The sequence below is a fragment of the Ectopseudomonas alcaliphila genome (assembly GCF_900101755.1).
Lineage (GTDB): Bacteria > Pseudomonadota > Gammaproteobacteria > Pseudomonadales > Pseudomonadaceae > Aquipseudomonas > Aquipseudomonas alcaliphila.
Genome location: NZ_FNAE01000002.1, coordinates 1 through 18188, shown reverse-complemented (window position 1 = coordinate 18188; position 18188 = coordinate 1). Strand labels below are relative to the sequence as shown.

Annotated in this window: 18 protein-coding genes; 5 read left to right on the top strand and 13 right to left on the bottom strand. The window is 63.3% G+C overall.

Annotated elements, in window-relative coordinates:
- The first annotated feature begins 113 nt into the window (after positions 1-113).
- A complete protein-coding gene (locus tag BLR77_RS08865) occupies positions 114-1622 on the top strand; it encodes a uracil permease (RefSeq protein ID WP_074676856.1) in 1509 nt (502 codons plus the stop codon).
- 1 nt (position 1623) lies between these two features.
- Here BLR77_RS08865 and BLR77_RS08860 read toward each other — a convergent pair whose 3' ends face one another.
- Together BLR77_RS08860 and BLR77_RS08855 are read right to left on the bottom strand one after the other, a co-directional pair.
- Entirely contained in the window at positions 1624-3264 is a 1641-nt protein-coding gene (locus BLR77_RS08860) for a Na/Pi cotransporter family protein (RefSeq protein ID WP_074676854.1), read from the bottom strand.
- Positions 3265-3349: 85 nt separating this feature from the next.
- On the bottom strand, positions 3350-4480 hold the full coding sequence (locus tag BLR77_RS08855) for a PilT/PilU family type 4a pilus ATPase (protein WP_074676852.1): 1131 nt from the start codon (positions 4478-4480) through the stop codon (positions 3350-3352).
- Positions 4481-4666: 186 nt separating this feature from the next.
- Here BLR77_RS08855 and BLR77_RS08850 point away from each other — a divergent pair, with 186 nt between their 5' ends.
- Complete coding sequence (locus BLR77_RS08850) at positions 4667-5407, top strand: substrate-binding periplasmic protein (protein WP_074676850.1); 741 nt, start codon at positions 4667-4669, stop codon at positions 5405-5407.
- A gap of 8 nt (positions 5408-5415) precedes the next feature.
- Here BLR77_RS08850 and BLR77_RS08845 read toward each other — a convergent pair whose 3' ends face one another.
- Positions 5416-6321 (bottom strand): AEC family transporter, encoded by a 906-nt coding sequence (locus BLR77_RS08845; protein ID WP_074676848.1) that lies wholly within the window; start codon positions 6319-6321, stop codon positions 5416-5418.
- Between the two features lie 68 nt (positions 6322-6389).
- Between BLR77_RS08845 and BLR77_RS08840 the strand changes: the two genes are divergently transcribed.
- Positions 6390-6794 (top strand): GFA family protein, encoded by a 405-nt coding sequence (locus BLR77_RS08840; RefSeq protein WP_074676846.1) that lies wholly within the window; start codon positions 6390-6392, stop codon positions 6792-6794.
- 237 nt (positions 6795-7031) lie between these two features.
- On the opposite strand, the gene BLR77_RS08835 is transcribed toward BLR77_RS08840, so the two are convergent.
- The 9 genes from BLR77_RS08835 to BLR77_RS08795 all read right to left on the bottom strand — a co-directional run bounded on the left by BLR77_RS08835 (position 7032) and on the right by BLR77_RS08795 (position 15107).
- A complete protein-coding gene (locus BLR77_RS08835) occupies positions 7032-8987 on the bottom strand; it encodes a DUF7844 domain-containing protein (protein WP_074676844.1) in 1956 nt (651 codons plus the stop codon).
- On the bottom strand, positions 8984-9304 hold the full coding sequence (locus tag BLR77_RS08830; protein WP_074676842.1) for a DUF2388 domain-containing protein: 321 nt from the start codon (positions 9302-9304) through the stop codon (positions 8984-8986). The genes BLR77_RS08835 and BLR77_RS08830 overlap by 4 nt, the downstream gene beginning before the upstream one ends.
- A gap of 145 nt (positions 9305-9449) precedes the next feature.
- Complete coding sequence (locus BLR77_RS08825) at positions 9450-9773, bottom strand: DUF2388 domain-containing protein (protein WP_074676840.1); 324 nt, start codon at positions 9771-9773, stop codon at positions 9450-9452.
- An 83-nt stretch (positions 9774-9856) separates the two neighbouring features.
- Positions 9857-10060 (bottom strand): DUF1127 domain-containing protein, encoded by a 204-nt coding sequence (locus tag BLR77_RS08820; protein ID WP_074676838.1) that lies wholly within the window; start codon positions 10058-10060, stop codon positions 9857-9859.
- 223 nt (positions 10061-10283) lie between these two features.
- The gene (locus BLR77_RS08815; RefSeq protein ID WP_017676107.1) at positions 10284-10499 is read right to left on the bottom strand and encodes a DUF1127 domain-containing protein; all 216 of its coding nucleotides are present in this window, start codon (positions 10497-10499) and stop codon (positions 10284-10286) included.
- Positions 10500-10856: 357 nt separating this feature from the next.
- Positions 10857-12293, bottom strand: coding sequence for an NAD(P)(+) transhydrogenase (Re/Si-specific) subunit beta (locus tag BLR77_RS08810; RefSeq protein WP_074676836.1), 1437 nt, complete (start codon positions 12291-12293; stop codon positions 10857-10859).
- Positions 12294-12296: 3 nt separating this feature from the next.
- A complete protein-coding gene (locus BLR77_RS08805; RefSeq protein ID WP_017676105.1) occupies positions 12297-12608 on the bottom strand; it encodes an NAD(P) transhydrogenase subunit alpha part 2 in 312 nt (103 codons plus the stop codon).
- A gap of 11 nt (positions 12609-12619) precedes the next feature.
- On the bottom strand, positions 12620-13741 hold the full coding sequence (locus BLR77_RS08800; RefSeq protein ID WP_074676834.1) for a Re/Si-specific NAD(P)(+) transhydrogenase subunit alpha: 1122 nt from the start codon (positions 13739-13741) through the stop codon (positions 12620-12622).
- 469 nt (positions 13742-14210) lie between these two features.
- Positions 14211-15107 carry a LysR family transcriptional regulator gene (locus tag BLR77_RS08795; RefSeq protein ID WP_074676832.1) on the bottom strand — a complete coding sequence of 299 codons (897 nt, stop codon included), beginning with the start codon at positions 15105-15107 and terminating at the stop codon, positions 14211-14213.
- Positions 15108-15287: 180 nt separating this feature from the next.
- Between BLR77_RS08795 and BLR77_RS08790 the strand changes: the two genes are divergently transcribed.
- On the top strand, positions 15288-16466 hold the full coding sequence (locus tag BLR77_RS08790) for an acyl-CoA dehydrogenase (RefSeq protein ID WP_074676831.1): 1179 nt from the start codon (positions 15288-15290) through the stop codon (positions 16464-16466).
- Positions 16467-16522: 56 nt separating this feature from the next.
- A complete protein-coding gene (locus BLR77_RS08785) occupies positions 16523-17746 on the top strand; it encodes a CaiB/BaiF CoA transferase family protein (protein WP_074676829.1) in 1224 nt (407 codons plus the stop codon).
- A 63-nt stretch (positions 17747-17809) separates the two neighbouring features.
- On the opposite strand, the gene BLR77_RS25530 is transcribed toward BLR77_RS08785, so the two are convergent.
- The coding region (locus BLR77_RS25530; RefSeq protein WP_162275009.1) for a hypothetical protein at positions 17810-18188 on the bottom strand (379 nt) is incomplete at its 5' end.

Below are 18188 nucleotides of genomic sequence, written 5' to 3'. Positions count from 1 at the left end.
GGCTGGCAACTGACAACAAGGCAGCTTCGGCTGCCTTGTTCGTTTATGCCCTGGCGGCGGGTTGCTAGACTCGCCGGCCTGACCATTCAGACAACAACAAGGATTAAGCCAGCATGTCGACGCCGCGCGTGCATTACCCCTGGTACAAGAAGGAAGACACCGACGCGTTCTTCGCCCTGTTCCAGAACAACATCGCCAATTTCGTGATCATCGCCATCAGCATGCTGGGCATGGGCTTTCCCGCCGAAATCGTGTTCGGCCAGGTGCTGCCGGGCGCAGCGGTGGCGGTGATGGCCGGCAACTTCTACTACGCCTGGAGCGCCGCGCGACTGGCCCGCAAGGAAAACCGCGCCGACGTCACTGCACTGTCCTACGGCATCAGCACACCGGTGATGTTCGTCTTCCTGTTCGGCGTGCTGCTGCCGGCGAAGAACCTCACCGGCGACGCCGAGCTGGCCTGGAAGGTGGCGGTGGCTGCCTGTTTCATCAGTGGCCTGATCGAGGCGGCCATCAGCCTGATCGGTGGCTGGGTGCAGCGCCGCTTGCCGCGCGCCGCCATGCTCGGTGCGGTGGCCGGCGTGGCGCTGACCTTCATCGCTGGCGAGATGCTGTTCAAGACCCTGGAAATTCCGGTGATCGGCCTGTTGGTGCTGGCCATCACCATCGTCGGCCTGGTGGCGCGGGTGAGCATGCCGTTTCGCCTGCCGGCGTCGCTGTTTGCCATCGTCGTCGGTACGGCGCTGGCCTACCTGATCGGCGCGGCTGACAGCGGCAAGTTCAGCGATGCCTTCACCCACCTCGGTTTCTACCCGCTGCTGCCCAATCTGGCCTGGTACGAGGGCCTGGGCCTGCTGTTCACCACCCTGCTGGCGCTGATGACGGTGATCCTGCCGATCACCCTGTACAACGCCATCGAGACCATGAACAACGTCGAGGCCATGAGCGCGGCAGGCGACAGCTACAGCGTACGCGAGTGCCAGGCGGTGGACGGTCTGGGCACCTCGCTCGGTGCACTGTTCGGCGGTGTGTTCCCCACCACCGTGTACATCGCCACGGTGGGCTCGAAGTGGATGGGCGCCGGACGCGGTTACAGCCTGCTCAACGGCGCGGTGTACATTCTTGCGACCATGTTCGGCCTGATCGCCTTTATCGCCGCACTGATTCCGGTGGCGGTGGTGGCGCCGATTCTGGTGTTCGTCGGCATGTCGATGATCGCCACGGCGTTCAACAGCAACCACGCCCGTTACTACCCGGCGGTGGCGCTGGCGATGCTGCCGTATTTTGCCAACTACCTGATGACGCGCTTTAACCGCGGTGCGCCGGAGGTGGTCGAGGGCATTTCCAGCGCCATCGGCGCGTTGGGGCAGGGCGCGATGTTCAGCGCCATCCTGCTCGGTGCCATGTGCGTGGCGGTGATCGATCGTCAGTTCCGCCAGGCCACGGTCTTCGCCCTGGTGGCGGCCGGCATGGCCTTCGTTGGCCTGATGCACGCACCGAAACTGGCCTGGTACGCCGCGCCGGATTTCGTCCACGGCTATCTGCTGATGGCGCTGTTCTTCGCCTGGTATGCCTGGCGCGGCGTGGAGCCGGCCGCGCCCGAGCGCGTGACCAGCGCCGATTGAGTCACTCGCCGCCTTCGAGCTTGAGGGCGCCGGTCTCGCCGCCCTCCAGCACCACATAGGCGCTGGAGCAGAACAGCGAGTTGAGGCGCTTCATGTCGGCGATCAGCTCCAGGTGCAATGAGCTGGTCTCGATGCTCTGCAGCACCTGGCGCTGCAGCCGGCCGATATGCGCATGCGCCAGGCGCCGCTCCTGCGCGCGGAAGCGGCGCTTCTCGCGCAGCAACTGGCTGGCGCTGGCGTGATCGGCACTGAGGAACACGTTCAGCCCCAGGCGCAGGTTGGCTGTCAGCTGCCCATGCAGGCTGCTCAGCTCCTCCAGCCCCTTGCTGGAGAAGGCTCGGCGTTGCGCAGTCTTCTCGTTCTGGATCTTGCCGAGCATGCGCTCGATCAACTCACCGGCCTGCTCCAGATTCACTACCAGCTCGAGAGTTTCCGCCCAGCGCCGGTTTTCATGCTCACTCATCGCTTCGCGTGGGACCTGCGCCAGGTACAGCTTGACCGCCCGGCATAGGCTGGCGACATCGTCATTGAGGCTGCGCAGCTCCTTGTTCAACGCCGGTTGGTTCTGCTCCAGCACTGGCAGCAGGTGGCCGAGCATGGCCTCGATCTTGTCGCCCACGCGCAGGGTTTCGCGTACGGCGTTGGCCAGCGCCAGGCTGGGCGTGGTCAGGGCCGTGGGGTCGAGGTGGCGTGGGCGAGCGATGCCGCTGTCGTCGGCACGGTCCGGCAGCAGCCAGTTGCAGAAGCGCGCCATCAGCCCGACGCTGGGCAGCATCAGCACGGCGCGCAGACTGTTGTAGAGCAGGTGGAAGAAGATCACCAGTTCCGCCGGGCGCCAATTCAGGCTGTCCAGCCAGTCGGCCAAAGGCTGCAACACCGGCAGCACCAGCAGCAGCCCGATCAGCTTGTAGATCAGGCTGCCCAGCGCCACGCGACGCCCGGCCGGGTTCTGCAGGCTGCTGGTGAGAAAGGCCAGCAGGCCGCTGCCGATGTTGGCACCAATCACCAGGCCGATGGCCACCGGCAGGCTGATCAACCCGGCGCCAGCCAGGGTCGCGGTGAGCAGCACGGCGGCCAGGCTGGAATAGGTGAGCAGGGCGAACAGCGCACCGACCAGTGCGTCGAGCAGCAGGTCGCCGGTCAATGACGCGAACAGCACGCGAATCCCGCGCGCTTCGGTGATTGGCGTAGCGGCGGCGACGATCAGCTCCAGCGCCAGCAGCATCAGCCCCAGGCCGATGGCCACCCGGCCGAGTTGACCCGCGCGGGTCTGCCGCCGTGAGAGGAAGAAGATCACCCCGAGAAAGATCAGCAGCGGGCTGAGCCAACTGAGGTTGAGCGTCAGCACGCGAGCCATGAGAGCCGTGCCGACATCGGCGCCGAGCATGATCGCCAGGCCCGGCGCCAGCGCCATCAGGCCCTGAGCGACGAAGGAGGTGACCAGCAGTGCCGTGGCGTTGCTGCTCTGCACCAGGGCCGTGACGCCGATGCCAGCGACGAACGCCAGCGGCCGGCGGCCGATGTTGTGGCTGAGCACCTTGCGCAATTGTGAGCCGAACACACGCAGGATGCCGGTACGTACGATGTGGGTGCCCCAGACCAACAGGGCAATGGCTGACAGCAAATGCAGCAGGGTCAGCATGAATCGGCCCCCCTGAAGAACGGCCGATGAGGAATTATGGTTTCGGCCTGTATTGAGCATTGGCCGAAATCGCTCATTGCGCCAGTCAGCCGTCGCGCAGCACCTTGAGTTCGGCGTCGTCGGCGGAGAAACCGCGTTCTAGCTTGAACTTGAGGCTGAGGTCGGTGCGCGAGTCGGCGAACTTCAGTGCTTCGGCCAGGCTGATGCGCCCGGCTTCGAGCAGGGCGAACAGGTGCTGATCGAATGTCTGCAGGCCCTGTTCGGCAGCGCGTGCCGTGGCTTCGCGCAGCTGTTCGAGCTCATCGCGCTGGATCAGGTCGCGGATATAGGGCGTGCCCAGCATCAGCTCCACCGCCACCACGCGCTTCTGCGCAATGCCCGGTACCAGGCGCTGGCCGATGACCGCGAGCAGGTTGTGCGCCACATCCGCCAGCACCTGCTTGCGGGCGTCGTCGGGAAAGAAGCGGGCGATACGTTCGATGGCGTGGCTGCTGCTGGTGGCATGCAGGGTGGCCACGCACAGGTGGCCGGTTTCGGCATAGTGCAGCGCGTGCTGCATGGTGGCAGCGTCGCGGATTTCACCAAGCATGATCACGTCCGGGGCCTCGCGCAGCACGTTGCGCAGGGCGTCGTCGAAGCTGTGGGTGTCGAGGCCGACTTCCCGCTGATCGATGATCGAGCGCTGGTGGCTGTGGAGGAATTCGATGGGGTCTTCGATGCAGACGATGTGCCCGCTCTTGTGGCGATTACGGAAATCCAGCATCGCCGCCAGGGTGGTGGACTTGCCCGAGCCGGCCGCGCCGGTGACCAGGATCAGCCCGCGATCCTGCATGGCCAGCTTCTCCAGCATCCTGGGCAGGCCGAGGGCCTCGAAGCTGGGAATCTGGCTCTTGATCAGCCGCACCACCATGGCCACTTCACCGCGCTGGTAGTAGACATTGACCCGATAGCGCCCGGCGCCCTGCAGGCTGACGGCCAGGTTCATCTCCAGGTCGCGCTCGAATTCGGCGATCTGCTTCTGGGTCATCAGCTGAGAGGCCAGCTGCTGCACCTCGCCAGCTTTCATGATGCGCTGGCCGAGCGGCTGGCTGTGGCCTTCGACCTTCATGTGCGGTGGTGCGCCGACGCTGAAGAACAGGTCCGAGCCGCCGTGCTGATGCATCAGCTGCAGGTAGGGGAAAACGTCAGGCTGATCGTTGGCGTTGGTGTCATTCATCGGCTTGCCGCAGTTCGTTCGTGTTGGGGCAAGGATAGACGGCGTCTTACCCAGCCTCTTGTTGTGTATCAAGAGAACAGGACGAATTGTCGCCCTATAGCCTGGCTGTACTGGACAGCCGTGCTTGTGAGAGCAAGAGTCAATGATCAGGGGAGTAAGGCGATTGCACCCCGTAACTGGAGATCGATGGTGGGAGTATGGGGGGCGGCTCTGCTAAGCCTGCTGTTGTGCGTATCGGCGCGAGCCGAGGTGCTGCACCTGGCTACGGGCGATGACTATGCGCCGTTTACCGGCAAGGCATTGCCTGGTCAGGGCATGCTCACCCAGGTGGTGCGGGCGGCGCTTGCCGAGCAGGGGCTGGCGATCACGCTCGACTGGCTGCCATGGAACCGCGGCTACCTCAAGGCCAAGCGTGGTGAGTACGACGCCACCTTTCCCTACGTCCGCTCAGCCGAGCGCGAGGCGGAGTTTCTCTACTCGGCACCCATTCATGTGGCCGAACAGTACATCTTCAGTCGTGCCGGTGATCGCATCGAACTCGATGATCTGCCGAGCGTGATCGGCCGGCGACTCTGCTATCCGCTGGGCTGGCAGCCGGCGGCGGCGATTCAGCAATTGGTCGAGCAGGGCGTACTGCGCCGTCATTCTCCACTGGGGCTGCAGGAATGTGCACGACTGTTGCTGCTCGAACGTGACGACCTGTTCATTGCCGACCGTAACCTGGGCGCTAGCGCTTTGCAGAGTGCCGGCGCTGATCTGGCGCAGTTTCACCGGTCACGAGCGCCCTTGCAGAGCAATACGCTGCACTTCATCGTCTCGCGGCGGCATCCGCGTGCGGCCGAGCTGATCGAGCGCTTCAACCTTGGGCTCGAGACGCTCAAGGCGCGCGGAGAGTATCAGCGGCTGATCGAGAGTTACGCGCAGTAGTGGGCCAATCAGGCGAGCAACATCATGATCGCCACCAGGCTGCCCGCCGCCAGCAGCGTCTGCAGGGTGATGATGCCGGCCATCAGTTGGCTGTCGCCGCCAAGCTGGCGGGTCAGCACGTAGGCGGTAGGCGCCGTGGGCAGGGCGAAGAACAGCACCAGCACTGCGCTTTCCATCGCCGGCAGCGCCAGCGCCCAGGCCACGCCCCAGGCCAGCAGCGGCATTGCCAGTAGACGCAGCGCGCTGTTCCAGGCCAGCGCAGGGATTTCTCCGCCCAGCTGCTGCGGCTTGAGCGCCGCGCCAACGCAGAGCAGGCCCAGCGGCAAGCTGGCTGCAGCGAGCAGGCTGAGCAGGCGATCAGTACCGCCTGGTAAGCCGATGCCTGTCAGGTTGAACAGCGCGCCGCCGAGGCAGGCGAGGATCAGCGGGTTCTTGATGATCGGCAGCAGCAGGCTGCGTGCGCTGACACCGCGCTCGGCAGTCAGCGACCAGACCGACAGCACGTTCACCGTCGGCACCATCAGGGCCAGCATCAGCGCGGCGAGGGTCAGGCCTTCCTGGCCGAACAGGCTGCCGACTGCAGCCAGGCCCAGGTAGGTGTTGAACCGCAGAATGCCTTGGGTGAAGGCGCCAAAACGCCCGGCGGGCCAGCCGCGCAGACGGCGTACCAGCAGCAGCGCCAGCCAGGCGATGCCCAGGCCGAGCAGTACCGCCAGCGCCAGGCGCGGCAGGGCCGGGTTATTCAGTGGTGCACGGGCCAGGCTGGAGAAGAGCAGGGCAGGGAACAGAATGAAGTAATTGAGGCGTTCGGCACCCGGCCAGAAGGCCTCGCTGGGGAACTCGCGCAGGCGCAGCCAGTAGCCGGCGACTATCATGGCGAACAGCGGCCACAAGGCCAGCAACAGGTCTATCACGGGAACCCCCGATGGTGGTGAGCGCCTATCTTGGTCAGCGGCGCAGGGCAATGCAAGGCGGAGGCAGGATGAAGGTCGAACATCTGGGCGGTTGCCAGTGCGGTGCACTGCGCTATCGGATCGATGCCCCGCTGACGGACATCGCACACTGTCATTGCTCGATCTGCCGGCGCAGCAGCGGCGGCATTCTCACCACCTGGGTCACGGTGCCGCGCCAGGCGTTTCACTGGCTGCGCGGCACGCCGAAGGCGTTCGCCTCATCGGCCAGCTGTACGCGCTACTTCTGTGGTGACTGCGGCGCGCATCTGACGTTGTTCACTTCGCTCAGCCCGGACACGCTTGATGTGACCGTCGCCACGCTGGACGAGCCGGAGCAGGCAGCGGCGGATCGGCATATCTGGGTAGGTAGTCGGCTGCCCTGGTTGAGAGTCGACCCGCACCTGCCGGAAGAAAACCAAGAGATCATTCCCTAGTCGGCACGTTGGCATTGCGGCTGGTAGCCCGGATGCAATCCGGGAAGCGGGCCATCGCCAGTCAAGCGCCGATGTCGCCAATGTGTAGGAGCGGCGCCCCGTCGCGAACCCCGGCGGGGCAGGCTCGAAGGGCTTCGCCCCGAGGCGGGGCTCCTACGAAAGGCTGCTTCGGAGTCTTGTCTGATTGATAGTGGTGCACCGCCCTGGATTGCATCCGGGCTACGCCAACTGGCGAACCTAGGGCAGCTCCAGTCCGCCACTGGCCTTGTGCAGCGCACGCAGGTGTTCGCCCAGTGCAACCAGATTGGCCTCGTTGGCCTCCAGTTCGGCCAGGCGCTCGGGTTGCAGCAGGTTGCGCACCTCGCCATCGAGCTCGTCGCTGAGTTGGCGTAGCTGCTGCTGGCGCTCGCGGCTGCGGTCCTCCAGTCCTTGCCACTCGCTGCCTTGCGGCAGCCCGTAACCGCCCTCGAGCAATTCTGCCGGGCGGCTGAGGAAGCCGCTATTGGCAAGGATCTGCTCCAGTGCGGCGCCGGCCTTGTTCAGGCTTGGGTCACCCGCAGCGCGGCCGGTCAGGTAGCGGCGTTTGAGTTCGTCCTGGGCCAGCAGCAGTTGCCGGCGCAGCGCGGCCTGTTCCAGCAGCAAGAGGGCTGCGCTGGCGCGCAGATCGGCCTCGGCGAACCACTGGCGGCGCGCCTGTGCGGACTGTTCCAACCAGGCTTCGACGCTGTCCTGTTGGATGGGCAGGCGCTGGCGCAGTACGGCGAACATCGCCTGGTAGCGTTCGCGGAAGGAGTCGAAGCGATAGCCCAGGCGCAGTGCCTCACGCGGGTCGTCGAGCACGCCGGTGTCAGCCAGGCCACGGGCATCCATCAACTCCAACAGGCCATTGGGCAGAATGCTGTCGAGTGCATGCAGGCGCGGATTGCCGGTGCCGCTGCGCAGCAACTTGAGGGTTTCCACCGCGCAGTTGTTGGAGACGAAGTAGTAGTCGCCGTCATAGCTCCAGTGCTGTTCGGCGGCGCGTACCACCAACTGTTCGACCTCGTCGCGCGACAGGCGCAGCGGCACCGAGGCCAGGCTGCGCAGCTCGACCTTGGTGTATTCGTCGATCACCTGCTCCAGCGGCAGGACGAACAGGCGTGAGGGGTAGACGCCGGTCAGGCCATCCCAGCTCGACAGCTGCAGGTCGCCGACGAAGGCGCGGTAGGAGAGCACCAGGTGGTGGTCGAGATCCAGGCGGCAGTCCGGACCGCGCGGCCGCTCCGGCGCGCAGACCACCAGGCGCAGCATGCTGTGGCCCCAGCGGCTCATCCAGGCATCGTTGGCCTCTGCGAGCAAGTAATCGACCTCATACACGCGCTCCGGGTCCAGTCGGCCCAGGGGCTGAACGGCGAAGTCGCGCCCGGCGTTGAGGTAGGGATAGTCGCTGGCGCAGGACTCGCTTGGTGGCGTCCAGTCGAAGTGCTCACGGAAATAGCGCGCCAGCGAAGGGCGGCGGCAGGCGTAGCTGGGGTCGAGCAGAAAGTATTCGAGGTTGACCGCGACGAACTCCAGCGCATTGCTCAGCTCATAGCTGTCCGGGCTGCGTGCGACCTGGCCATTGTTCAGATCGCGCGCGCCACGCTGGCCGACCCGTTGCTGCCAGCCAGCCAGGTCGAGCAGGCGCGGATCGTCGCTTAGAGTGAAGCGCCGTTCGGTCTGGCCACGACAATCCTCCGGCAACCCAATCAGGCCCATCGAGCTGGCGCGTTGTTGGCATTGGCTGATATGCCGGCGCTGGGCGGCAGGCCAGAGTCGGCCACGGTCGTAGAGGTGAGTCAGCTCATGTAGCAGGGTGGCCAGCAGTTCCTGACGTTGAGTGCCATGCGGGCGACCGGTGCGGGTCTGCGCCGCCGAGCCATCGACCAGTTTCGGCAGCAGCTCGGCGTTGAGCTCGATACCGCTGAAACGCCCAACCTGGCCGTAGATCTCGGAGGGCAGCCCGGTGCGCCAGCTGACCCTCACTTCGCGATCCAGCCGCTGGATGAAGCGAGGGGGCAATGCGGCCATTGCCTCGTCCAGCAGGGCCTGGCTCGCCTGGCGCTCGGCTGCGGCCAGAGCGCTGTCGTCCAGCGCCAGACGCAACTGCGCCTGGGCGACGCCTGCGGCCATTGCCAGCAGCGCGCCGCAGCACCAGGCGGCGAGGTGGGTCACAGAGCGAGAATGGCTTCGGCCAGTTGCAGATCGCTGGCGCCTTGCGCTTGCGGCAACTGCTGGCGGATGGTCTGCAGCGCCGCTTCCAGTTGCGCCCCGCGAATCTCGCCGGCGCTGGCGACAAAGCTGGCGGCATCGTCACGGGCCTGCACCACGGCTTTCATGTCGCGCAGCGAGGTGGTGGTATCGGACGTGAAGTTGATGCTGCGATCCAGGGCGCGCACCACGATGTTGCTGGTGGCGACCACGGTTTGCGCCTGGGCGATACCGCTGAACAGGGCGCAGGCGGTGGCGGCGATGGCGAATGAACGACGCATGATAAGTAGCTCCGAGAACGGCAGAACGGACGATTTGACGTGGACAGGCCGGCGCGGTTCCCCGCGACCAGGCAGGTAGGCGAAGTTTACGGGGCCCGGCAGCACCGGTCAGCAGCGAGGTGCTTGATAGACGTGTGCAAAGTTTTCACAGGCTGAGGATGGCCTGGGCCAGCGCCAGGTCATCGGCCTTTGCCATCTCCGCGTCGTGATTGCGAATCTGCAACAGGGCTGCTTCGAGACGGGCGCTACGAATCGCACCCTCGCTGGCGACGAAGCTGGCGGCGTCATCGCGGGCTGCGCGTACCTGTTTCATGTCACGCAGCGAGCTGGTGGCGTCGGAAAGCCCCTCGGCGGTCCCTGCCAGGGCTCCCGCCAGGGTATCGGTGGTCGCGACCAGGCTGCTGGCGCAAGCGCTGCCCGCGAGCCCTAGCGATAGCAGGGCTGCAATCAGGGATGTGTTCAGGTGCATGTGGCTTCACTCCGATGTCGCGGGGCGATTTTCTGCCCGCGCTCGCAGCTTATCCCAACAGCATTCCTCGCTCCATGACTGGCTCAGCGCCAGAACGGCTTGGCCAGTTCCTGCTCACGCTGAGCGGCACTGATGCCGGCATCGGCCAATTGCTGATCGTTGAGCAGGGCGAGCTGTCGGCGGGTGCGTCGGTTGCGCTGCCAGTGACGCAACACCGAATAGATACTCAGCCAGTTCAGGTCTGTGCTGTGCGCAGGGCGCGAGAGGGGGTCGTGAGTGCGGTCCATGGCGTTCTCCTGTCGAGAGACAAGGGTGGCAGCTCATGGTCTCGCAAGCGCTCGTGAGCGAGCAGATACAACCGGAGAGAATTGTGCGGGGGCAGTGGCGGTTTTAGGGTAACTGTACCGCTCGCTGGGGCGAAGACTGTTGCAGAAAAAACGAAAGCCCCACCGCAGCAGAGACGGTGGAGCTCTCAGAAGATCCCAGATTGGGATGGAGCAAAGCGGGGTGTTAACGCCAGAACGGCTTCTGCAGTTCGACGTAACGCTGATTTTCGCTGATGCCGGCGTCAGCCAGCAGGCGGGCATCCAGTCGAGCCAGTTGACGACGGCTGACGATGCGGCGCTGCCACAGGCTGAGGGTGGCGATAACGCGGAGCAGCCAGGCAGATTTGTCGCTGGCAACGCTGTGAGTTTGAAGCAGGGCGGAACTGAGGGTACGTTCCATGGTGATCATCCTTCCGCTTGTGGCGGCGCTGGTGTTTGCTTTCGATGGGCAAATTATCCCGAGCGCGGTGGTGGCTCAGTAGTCACAGCTGGATGAAATTGTTGTGCTATTAGATAGGTTGCTTTGTAACTGTTCGGTCAGGAATCGATAAAACTGTACTGGCCATAAGTGAAAAGACTGGGTGCAACCGATTTGTGCGAGATTTTTCACTAGGTGCAACCCAAATATATTGGTCTTTGAAGCAGTACAGTTTGAAATTGATTTGTTGCGATGATTGACCTGAAAATCAGCTTTTTGCCAGGCGCATAAACAGGAAACCCGGCACATGGCCGGGTTTCCTGTCTGACTGGTCAGGGCTTATTCCACGGCCTTGACCATGTCCTCGATCACCTTCTTGGCGTCACCGAAGACCATCATGGTCTTGTCCATGTAGAACAGTTCGTTGTCCAGGCCGGCATAGCCGCTGGCCATCGAGCGCTTGTTGACGATCACGGTCTTGGCTTTATAGGCCTCGAGGATCGGCATGCCGGCGATCGGTGACTTCGGATCGTTCTTCGCCGCCGGGTTGACCACGTCGTTGGCGCCCAGCACCAGCACCACGTCGGTCTGGCCGAACTCGGAGTTGATGTCCTCCATCTCGAACACCTGCTCGTAGGGCACCTCGGCCTCGGCCAGCAGTACGTTCATGTGGCCTGGCATACGCCCGGCCACCGGATGGATCGCATACTTCACGGTCACGCCGCGATGGGTCAGCTTCTCGGCCAGTTCCATCAGTGCATGCTGGGCACGCGCCACGGCCAGGCCGTAACCGGGCACGATGACCACGGTGTCGGCGTTGGTCAGCAGGAACGCGGCATCGTCGCTTGATCCCGATTTGACGTTGCGCTCCTGCTGCGCCCCCGCCGGGCCGCCCGCGTCGGCATCGGCACCGAAGCCGCCGAGAATGACGTTGAAGAACGAGCGGTTCATCGCCTTGCACATGATGTACGAGAGGATGGCACCCGAAGAACCGACCAGGGAGCCTGCGACGATCAGCATCGAGTTGTTCAGCGAGAAGCCGATACCGGCAGCCGCCCAGCCCGAGTAGCTGTTGAGCATCGACACCACCACCGGCATGTCGGCGCCGCCGATGGGGATGATGATCAGCACGCCGATGACGAACGCCAGCGCTACCAGAATGGCGAACGAGGTGATGTCGCCGGTGAAGGTGTAGATCAGTCCCAGGCCGAGGATGGCCAGGCCGACGGCCAGGTTGAGCAGGTGCTGGCCCTTGAAGACCACCGGCGCGCCCTGGAACAGGCGGAACTTGTACTTGCCCGACAGCTTGCCGAAGGCGATCACCGAGCCGGAGAAGGTGATGGCGCCGATGGCTGCACCGAGGAACAGTTCCAGGCGGTTGCCGGCCGGGATCGGGTCGGCCATGCCGGCGACGATGCCCAGAGACTGTGGTTCGGCCACCGCGGCAATGGCGATGCACACCGCTGCCAGACCGATCATGCTGTGCATGAAGGCGACCAGCTCGGGCATCTTGGTCATTTCCACGCGCTTGGCCATGACCGTGCCGATGCTGCCGCCGACCAGCAGGCCGGCGATGACGAAGCCCAGGCCCTGTACGGCCAGCTCGCTGCCCAGCTTGTGGATCAGGCCGACCGTGGTGACGATGGCGATGCCCATGCCGACCATGCCGAAGACGTTACCGCGTCGCGACGAAGTCGGGTGCGACAGACCCTTGAGCGCCTGGATGAAGCACACCGAGGCGACGAGGTAGAGAACAGTGATCAGGTTCATGCTCATCGATTACTTCTCCACCTGGGCCTTCGGGGCCTTCTTCTTGAACATTTCCAGCATGCGCCGGGTTACCAGGAAGCCGCCGAACACGTTGACCGCGGCCAGGGCCACCGCCAGGGTGCCCATGGTCTTGCCCAGCGGGGTGACGGTAAGCGCGGCGGCGAGCATGGCGCCGACGATCACGATCGCCGAGATGGCGTTGGTCACGGCCATCAGCGGGGTGTGCAGGGCCGGGGTGACGTTCCACACCACGTGGTAGCCGATATAGATGGCCAGCACGAAGATGATCAGGTTGTAGATGCCGTCGGAAATCAGATCCATGTCCCTACTCCTTAGCCGTTCTTGCGCACGACTTCGCCGGCATTGCACATCAGGCAGGCCGCGACGATGTCGTCTTCGAGGTTGAGCTGGAACTGGCCTTCCTGGTCGATCACCAGCTTGAGGAAGTCCAGCAGGTTGCGTGCGTAGAGCGCGGAGGCGTCCGCCGGCACCAGCGCGGCCAGGTTGGTATGGCCGACGAGAGTCACGCCGTGCTTGACCACCACCTGGTCGGCTTCGGTCAGCGGGCAGTTGCCGCCTTGGGCGGCGGCCAGGTCGATGACCACCGAACCGGGCTTCATTTCAGCAACTGTGCCCTCATGGAGAAGGGTCGGTGCCTTGCGCCCCGGAATCAGTGCGGTGGTGATGACGATGTCGGCCTGCTTGGCGCGCTCGTGCACCGCCTTGGCCTGGCGCTCCATCCAGGATTGCGGCATCGGTCGGGCGTAGCCACCCACACCCTGGGCGCACTCGCGCTCCTCATCAGTCTCGAGTGGTACGTCGACGAACTTGGCGCCGAGCGATTCGATCTGCTCTTTAACTGCCGGGCGCACATCGGATGCTTCGATCACCGCGCCAAGGCGCTTGGCCGTGGCGATGGCCTGCAGGCCGGCGACGCCAGCACCCAGGATCAGCACGCGCGCAGCTTTAACGGTACCGGCAGCGGTCATCAGCATGGGCATGAAGCGCGGATAGTGATTCGCTGCCAGCATCACGGCCTTGTAGCCGGCGATATTGGCCTGCGAGCTCAGTACGTCCAGGCTTTGCGCGCGCGAGGTGCGCGGTGCGGCCTCCAGGGCGAAAGCGATAATGCCGCGGGCGTTCATGCGCGCGATGGTGTCGTTGCAGAACGGGTTGAGCATGCCAACCAGCACGGCCCCGGCTCTCATATGAGCGAGCTCGGCTTCGGTCGGTGCGACCACCTTCAGCACGAGGTCGGCGCCAAAGGCGGCCGAATCGTTGCCGATGGTCGCGCCAGCAGCCTCGTAAGCGCTGTCCGGAATGCTGGCGCTGATGCCGGCGCCGGCCTGCACGGTCACCTGATGACCTTGGCCGACCAGCTTCTTGATGGTCTCTGGGGTCGCGGCAACCCGCGTCTCCCCGGCATGGGTTTCGAGAGGAACACCGATGTGCACTTCTAATCTCCTGCGTGATCTTTTTTGTGAACCGGGGCACTGCGCTGGCGCGCCGGCGATTGGGGATCAGCACATAACCCGCCGGAAGGTGGCGAGCGCGGCGATTGTGCAATCGAACGTAAACCCTTACAAGAAGTTATGGAGTAAAAAAAATGGATTACTACAAGTAATAGGTCTATGAGGGATTTTTATAGTGCGCGCAGCCCGCGCAGATTCAGGCCGACAGCAGATTCTGCGCAGCATCCAGAGGAGTATAGGCAGTCACGCGCGGAATGACCGCCGGTCGAATCGGGATGGGTGTGGAGAGTAACGAACAACCTGTTCAGAATAGTTCTATAGCCCGAAAGTAGTGGCTATTGCGTACTTTTCCTGAAAATCAATATGTAGTGTGACTGAGTTATTGCTACGCGTTCTGTTTGTGGCCGTACCTGTTGGTCGCGAGCCAAAAGCGATCTCGCCCTGGCGATGATCATGCGCCGCGATAGGCGCTGGCCTGGGCCAGGAGCCAGTCACGAAAGGCCTTCAGCGCTGCAGACTCGGCCTTGCGTTCCGGCACCATCAGGTAATAGGCGCGGTCGTTGTTTGGCACGGCGCGATCGAGGGCGATCACCAGGCTTCTTTCTTTCAGCTCTCGCTGTATCAGGAAGGGTGGTATCAGGGCAATGCCCATTTCATGTTGCGCGGCTTGGGCCAGCATGGAAAACAGTTCCAGTCGCGGGCCGGTCATGTCGCGAGCCACATTCATGCCCTGGGCGGCGAACCATTGCCGCCAGGCATAGGGGCGTGTGGTCTGCTGCAGCAGCGGCAGGTTGGCGATGCGTTCGGCGCAGGCCGGTTCGTCGCCCAGCAGCGCCGGGCTGCATACCGGCAGCAGGTGCTCATGCATCAGGAAATGGGCTTCGGTGCCCGACCATTCGGCATCACCGTAATAGATGGCGGCATCGAAGTGAGTGTCGGCGAACAGGAAGGGGCGGGTGCGGTTGGTCAGGTGCACTGTCACCTCCGGGTGCAACTGCTGGAAGGCGCGCAAACGGGGCAGCAGCCACTGAGTGCCGAAGGTCGGTACCACCGCCAATTCGATGCTGGTAGTGCCCTGATTGCCCATCAGTGCCAGGGTGTCGCGCTCCACAGCATCGAGCTGTGCCGCCACTTTGCGGCTGTAGGCGACGCCCGCTTCGGTCAGCACCACGCCGCGCCGCGAGCGGCGAAACAGTTCAACATTGAGAAAGCTCTCCAGCCCGCCGATCTGTCTGCAGATCGCACTTTGCGTCAGGTTCAGCTCGTCGGCCGCCTTGGTGAAGCTCTGGTGGCGAGCGGCTGACTCGAAGGCGACCAGGGCGGCTGTGCTGGGTATTTTGCGGCGCATATATGCGAAAGCCTCACTCGTGAGCGATCAATTCAGGCGGATAAACTATCCCGGAGTGAGTAAAAAGCACAGATCTGTGCAAATTCTGCGTTTGTCCTCTGCTCCAAGCCGGCCTAGGATCAAAGCCATTCAGGGTTGGCTGTGCCGACCGCTCACTTCCCCGCTTCGAGGTTTCTCGCAATGGCCAAGGCAAGCTTCAACTGGATCGACCCGCTGCTGCTCGATCAGCAACTGACCGAAGAGGAGCGCATGGTGCGCGATAGCGCCCAGCAGTTCGCTGACGACAAGCTGGCGCCTCGCGTGCTGGAAGCTTTCCGTCACGAGCAGACCGATCCGAAGATCTTCCGCGAGATGGGCGAAACCGGCCTGCTCGGTGCGACCATTCCTGAAGCCTACGGCGGTAGCGGCCTGAACTACGTGTGCTATGGCCTGATCGCCCGTGAAGTGGAGCGCATCGACTCCGGCTACCGCTCGATGATGAGTGTGCAGTCCTCGCTGGTGATGGTGCCGATCAACGAGTTCGGTAATGAGGCGACCAAGCAGAAGTACTTGCCGAAGCTCGCGTCCGGTGAATATATCGGCTGCTTCGGCCTGACCGAGCCTAATCATGGCTCCGACCCGGGGGCGATGGTTACCCGTGCCAAGAAGGTCGAGGGTGGTTATCGCCTCACCGGCAGCAAGATGTGGATCACCAACAGCCCGATCGCCGACGTGTTCGTGGTCTGGGCCAAGGACGATGCTGGCGAGATCCGTGGCTTCGTGCTGGAGAAAGGCTGGGAAGGGCTGTCCGCTCCGGCCATTCATGGCAAGGTCGGTCTGCGCGCCTCGATCACCGGCGAGATCGTCATGGACAACGTGTTCTGCCCCGAGGAGAACGCCTTCCCGGATGTGCGTGGCCTGCGCGGCCCGTTCACCTGCCTGAACTCCGCCCGTTACGGCATCAGCTGGGGCGCATTGGGCGCCGCCGAGTTCTGCTGGCACACCGCGCGCCAGTACGTGCTGGATCGCCACCAGTTCGGCCGGCCGCTGGCAGCCAATCAGCTGATCCAGAAGAAGCTGGCCGACATGCAGACCGAGATCACCCTGGCTCTACAAGGCTGCCTGCGCCTGGGGCGAATGAAGGACGAAGGCACCGCTGCGGTGGAAATCACGTCGATCATGAAGCGCAACAGCTGCGGCAAGGCGCTGGATATCGCGCGCCTGGCGCGCGACATGCTGGGCGGCAACGGTATCAGCGACGAGTTCGGCATTGCCCGTCACCTGGTCAATCTTGAAGTGGTCAATACTTACGAGGGCACCCATGACGTGCATGCGCTGATCCTCGGTCGCGCGCAGACCGGCATTCAGGCGTTCTTCTGAAGGCTCGCACCTCTCACTGATCCATGGTGCGCGTGGCGCACCCTACGGAGAAGCCCATGTCCGGTGCTCTGTCCCATATCCGCGTGCTTGATCTATCCCGCGTGCTGGCTGGCCCTTGGGCCGGACAAATATTTGGTGACCTCGGTGCAGAGGTAATCAAGGTCGAGCGTCCGGGCTCGGGCGACGACACCCGGCATTGGGGGCCTCCTTATATAAAGGATGCCGAGGGTAATGACTCGCGTGAGGCGGCCTACTTTCAGAGTGCCAACCGCAATAAGCAGTCGCTTACCCTGGACTTCACTCAGCCCGAAGGGCAGCGTCTGGTGCGTGAGCTGGTGGCGCAGTGCGATGTGCTGCTGGAGAACTTCAAGGTCGGCGGCCTGGCAGCCTATGGCCTGGATTACGAGTCGCTGAAGGCGATCAACCCGCGTCTGATCTACTGCTCCATCACCGGCTTCGGTCAGACCGGGCCCTATGCCAAGCGTGCCGGTTACGACTTCATGATCCAGGGCCTTGGTGGCCTGATGAGCCTGACTGGGCGCGCGGAAGGTGAAGAAGGTGCCGGGCCGATGAAAGTCGGCGTGGCGCTGACCGACATCCTCACCGGTCTCTATGCGACTGTGGGTGTGCTGGCGGCGCTGAATCAGCGTGAGCAATCTGGCGTGGGTCAGCATCTAGATGTGGCCTTGCTCGATGTGCAGGTCGCCTGCCTGGCCAATCAGGCCATGAACTACCTGACGACAGGCGCATCACCCCGGCGCCTGGGTAACGCCCATCCCAATATCGTGCCCTACCAGGATTTCCCCAGTGCCGACGGCAACTTCATCCTCGCGGTGGGTAATGACGGGCAGTTCCGTAAGTTCTGCGAAGTGGCGGGTATAGAGAACCTGGCCGATGACCCGCGCTTTGTCACTAACAAGGTTCGGGTTGCCCATCGTGCCGAGCTGATACCGCTGTTGCGCCAGGCCACGGTATTCAAGACCACGGCGCAGTGGATCGAGCTGCTGGAAAAGGCTGGCGTGCCCTGTGGGCCGATCAACGATCTGCAGCAAGTGTTCGCCGACCCTCAAGTGCAGGCGCGAGGTTTGCGTCTCGACCTGCCTAATGCCTTGGGCAGCAGTACGCCGCAGGTTGCCAGTCCGCTGCGCCTATCTGCGACGCCGGTGGCCTATCGCTCGGCTCCGCCATTACTGGGCCAGCACACAGATACCCTGCTGCAGCGGTTGCTGGGCATGAGTGAAACGCAGATTGCCGAGCTGCGCGAGGCAGGTGTGATCTGAGCCTCTATATATAGGTGGGAGGGTAGTTGATCCGATTTACGTAATTATTTGCATGTCAGGGGTTTACAGCTCGCCGTGCTCATGTAGAATGCGCGCCACTTCAGCGATGAAGCGCTTCAAAAACTGCTTGTTAATCAATAAGTTAAGTTGAATGAAGGGTTTGCAAAGCTGAGTGAGGCGTGTAGAATGCGCGCCGGTCGACGGGGTGGTGGTTTGATCCTGTTGAAGCTTCGGTCGAATGGATCGAAAGCGGTTTGAAAGAGGTGGTTGACAGCGGTTTTGAACGCTGTAGAATGCGCCTCCCGCTGGAGAGAAGAAGTTCTGACCGAAGGCGCAAGTGGTTGAGTAGAAAGAAGTTTCTCCGGAAACAAATTCGAAAAACAGCTTGACAGATACAAGGGCTGCTGTAGAATGCGCGGCCTTGGTTGAGGCGAAAGACTTA

Excerpts from the sequence above, each read along its gene's own strand:
- BLR77_RS08865 (WP_074676856.1), top strand. The coding sequence starts at position 114 with ATGTCGACGCCGCGCGTGCATTACCCCTGGTACAAGAAGGAAGACACC.
- BLR77_RS08860 (WP_074676854.1), bottom strand. The coding sequence starts at position 3,264 with ATGCTGACCCTGCTGCATTTGCTGTCAGCCATTGCCCTGTTGGTCTGG.
- BLR77_RS08855 (WP_074676852.1), bottom strand. The coding sequence starts at position 4,480 with ATGAATGACACCAACGCCAACGATCAGCCTGACGTTTTCCCCTACCTG.
- BLR77_RS08850 (WP_074676850.1), top strand. The coding sequence starts at position 4,667 with ATGGTGGGAGTATGGGGGGCGGCTCTGCTAAGCCTGCTGTTGTGCGTA.
- BLR77_RS08840 (WP_074676846.1), top strand. The coding sequence starts at position 6,390 with ATGAAGGTCGAACATCTGGGCGGTTGCCAGTGCGGTGCACTGCGCTAT.
- BLR77_RS08830 (WP_074676842.1), bottom strand. The coding sequence starts at position 9,304 with ATGCGTCGTTCATTCGCCATCGCCGCCACCGCCTGCGCCCTGTTCAGC.
- BLR77_RS08825 (WP_074676840.1), bottom strand. The coding sequence starts at position 9,773 with ATGCACCTGAACACATCCCTGATTGCAGCCCTGCTATCGCTAGGGCTC.
- BLR77_RS08820 (WP_074676838.1), bottom strand. The coding sequence starts at position 10,060 with ATGGACCGCACTCACGACCCCCTCTCGCGCCCTGCGCACAGCACAGAC.
- BLR77_RS08815 (WP_017676107.1), bottom strand. The coding sequence starts at position 10,499 with ATGGAACGTACCCTCAGTTCCGCCCTGCTTCAAACTCACAGCGTTGCC.
- BLR77_RS08810 (WP_074676836.1), bottom strand. The coding sequence starts at position 12,293 with ATGAGCATGAACCTGATCACTGTTCTCTACCTCGTCGCCTCGGTGTGC.
- BLR77_RS08805 (WP_017676105.1), bottom strand. The coding sequence starts at position 12,608 with ATGGATCTGATTTCCGACGGCATCTACAACCTGATCATCTTCGTGCTG.
- BLR77_RS08795 (WP_074676832.1), bottom strand. The coding sequence starts at position 15,107 with ATGCGCCGCAAAATACCCAGCACAGCCGCCCTGGTCGCCTTCGAGTCA.
- BLR77_RS08790 (WP_074676831.1), top strand. The coding sequence starts at position 15,288 with ATGGCCAAGGCAAGCTTCAACTGGATCGACCCGCTGCTGCTCGATCAG.
- BLR77_RS08785 (WP_074676829.1), top strand. The coding sequence starts at position 16,523 with ATGTCCGGTGCTCTGTCCCATATCCGCGTGCTTGATCTATCCCGCGTG.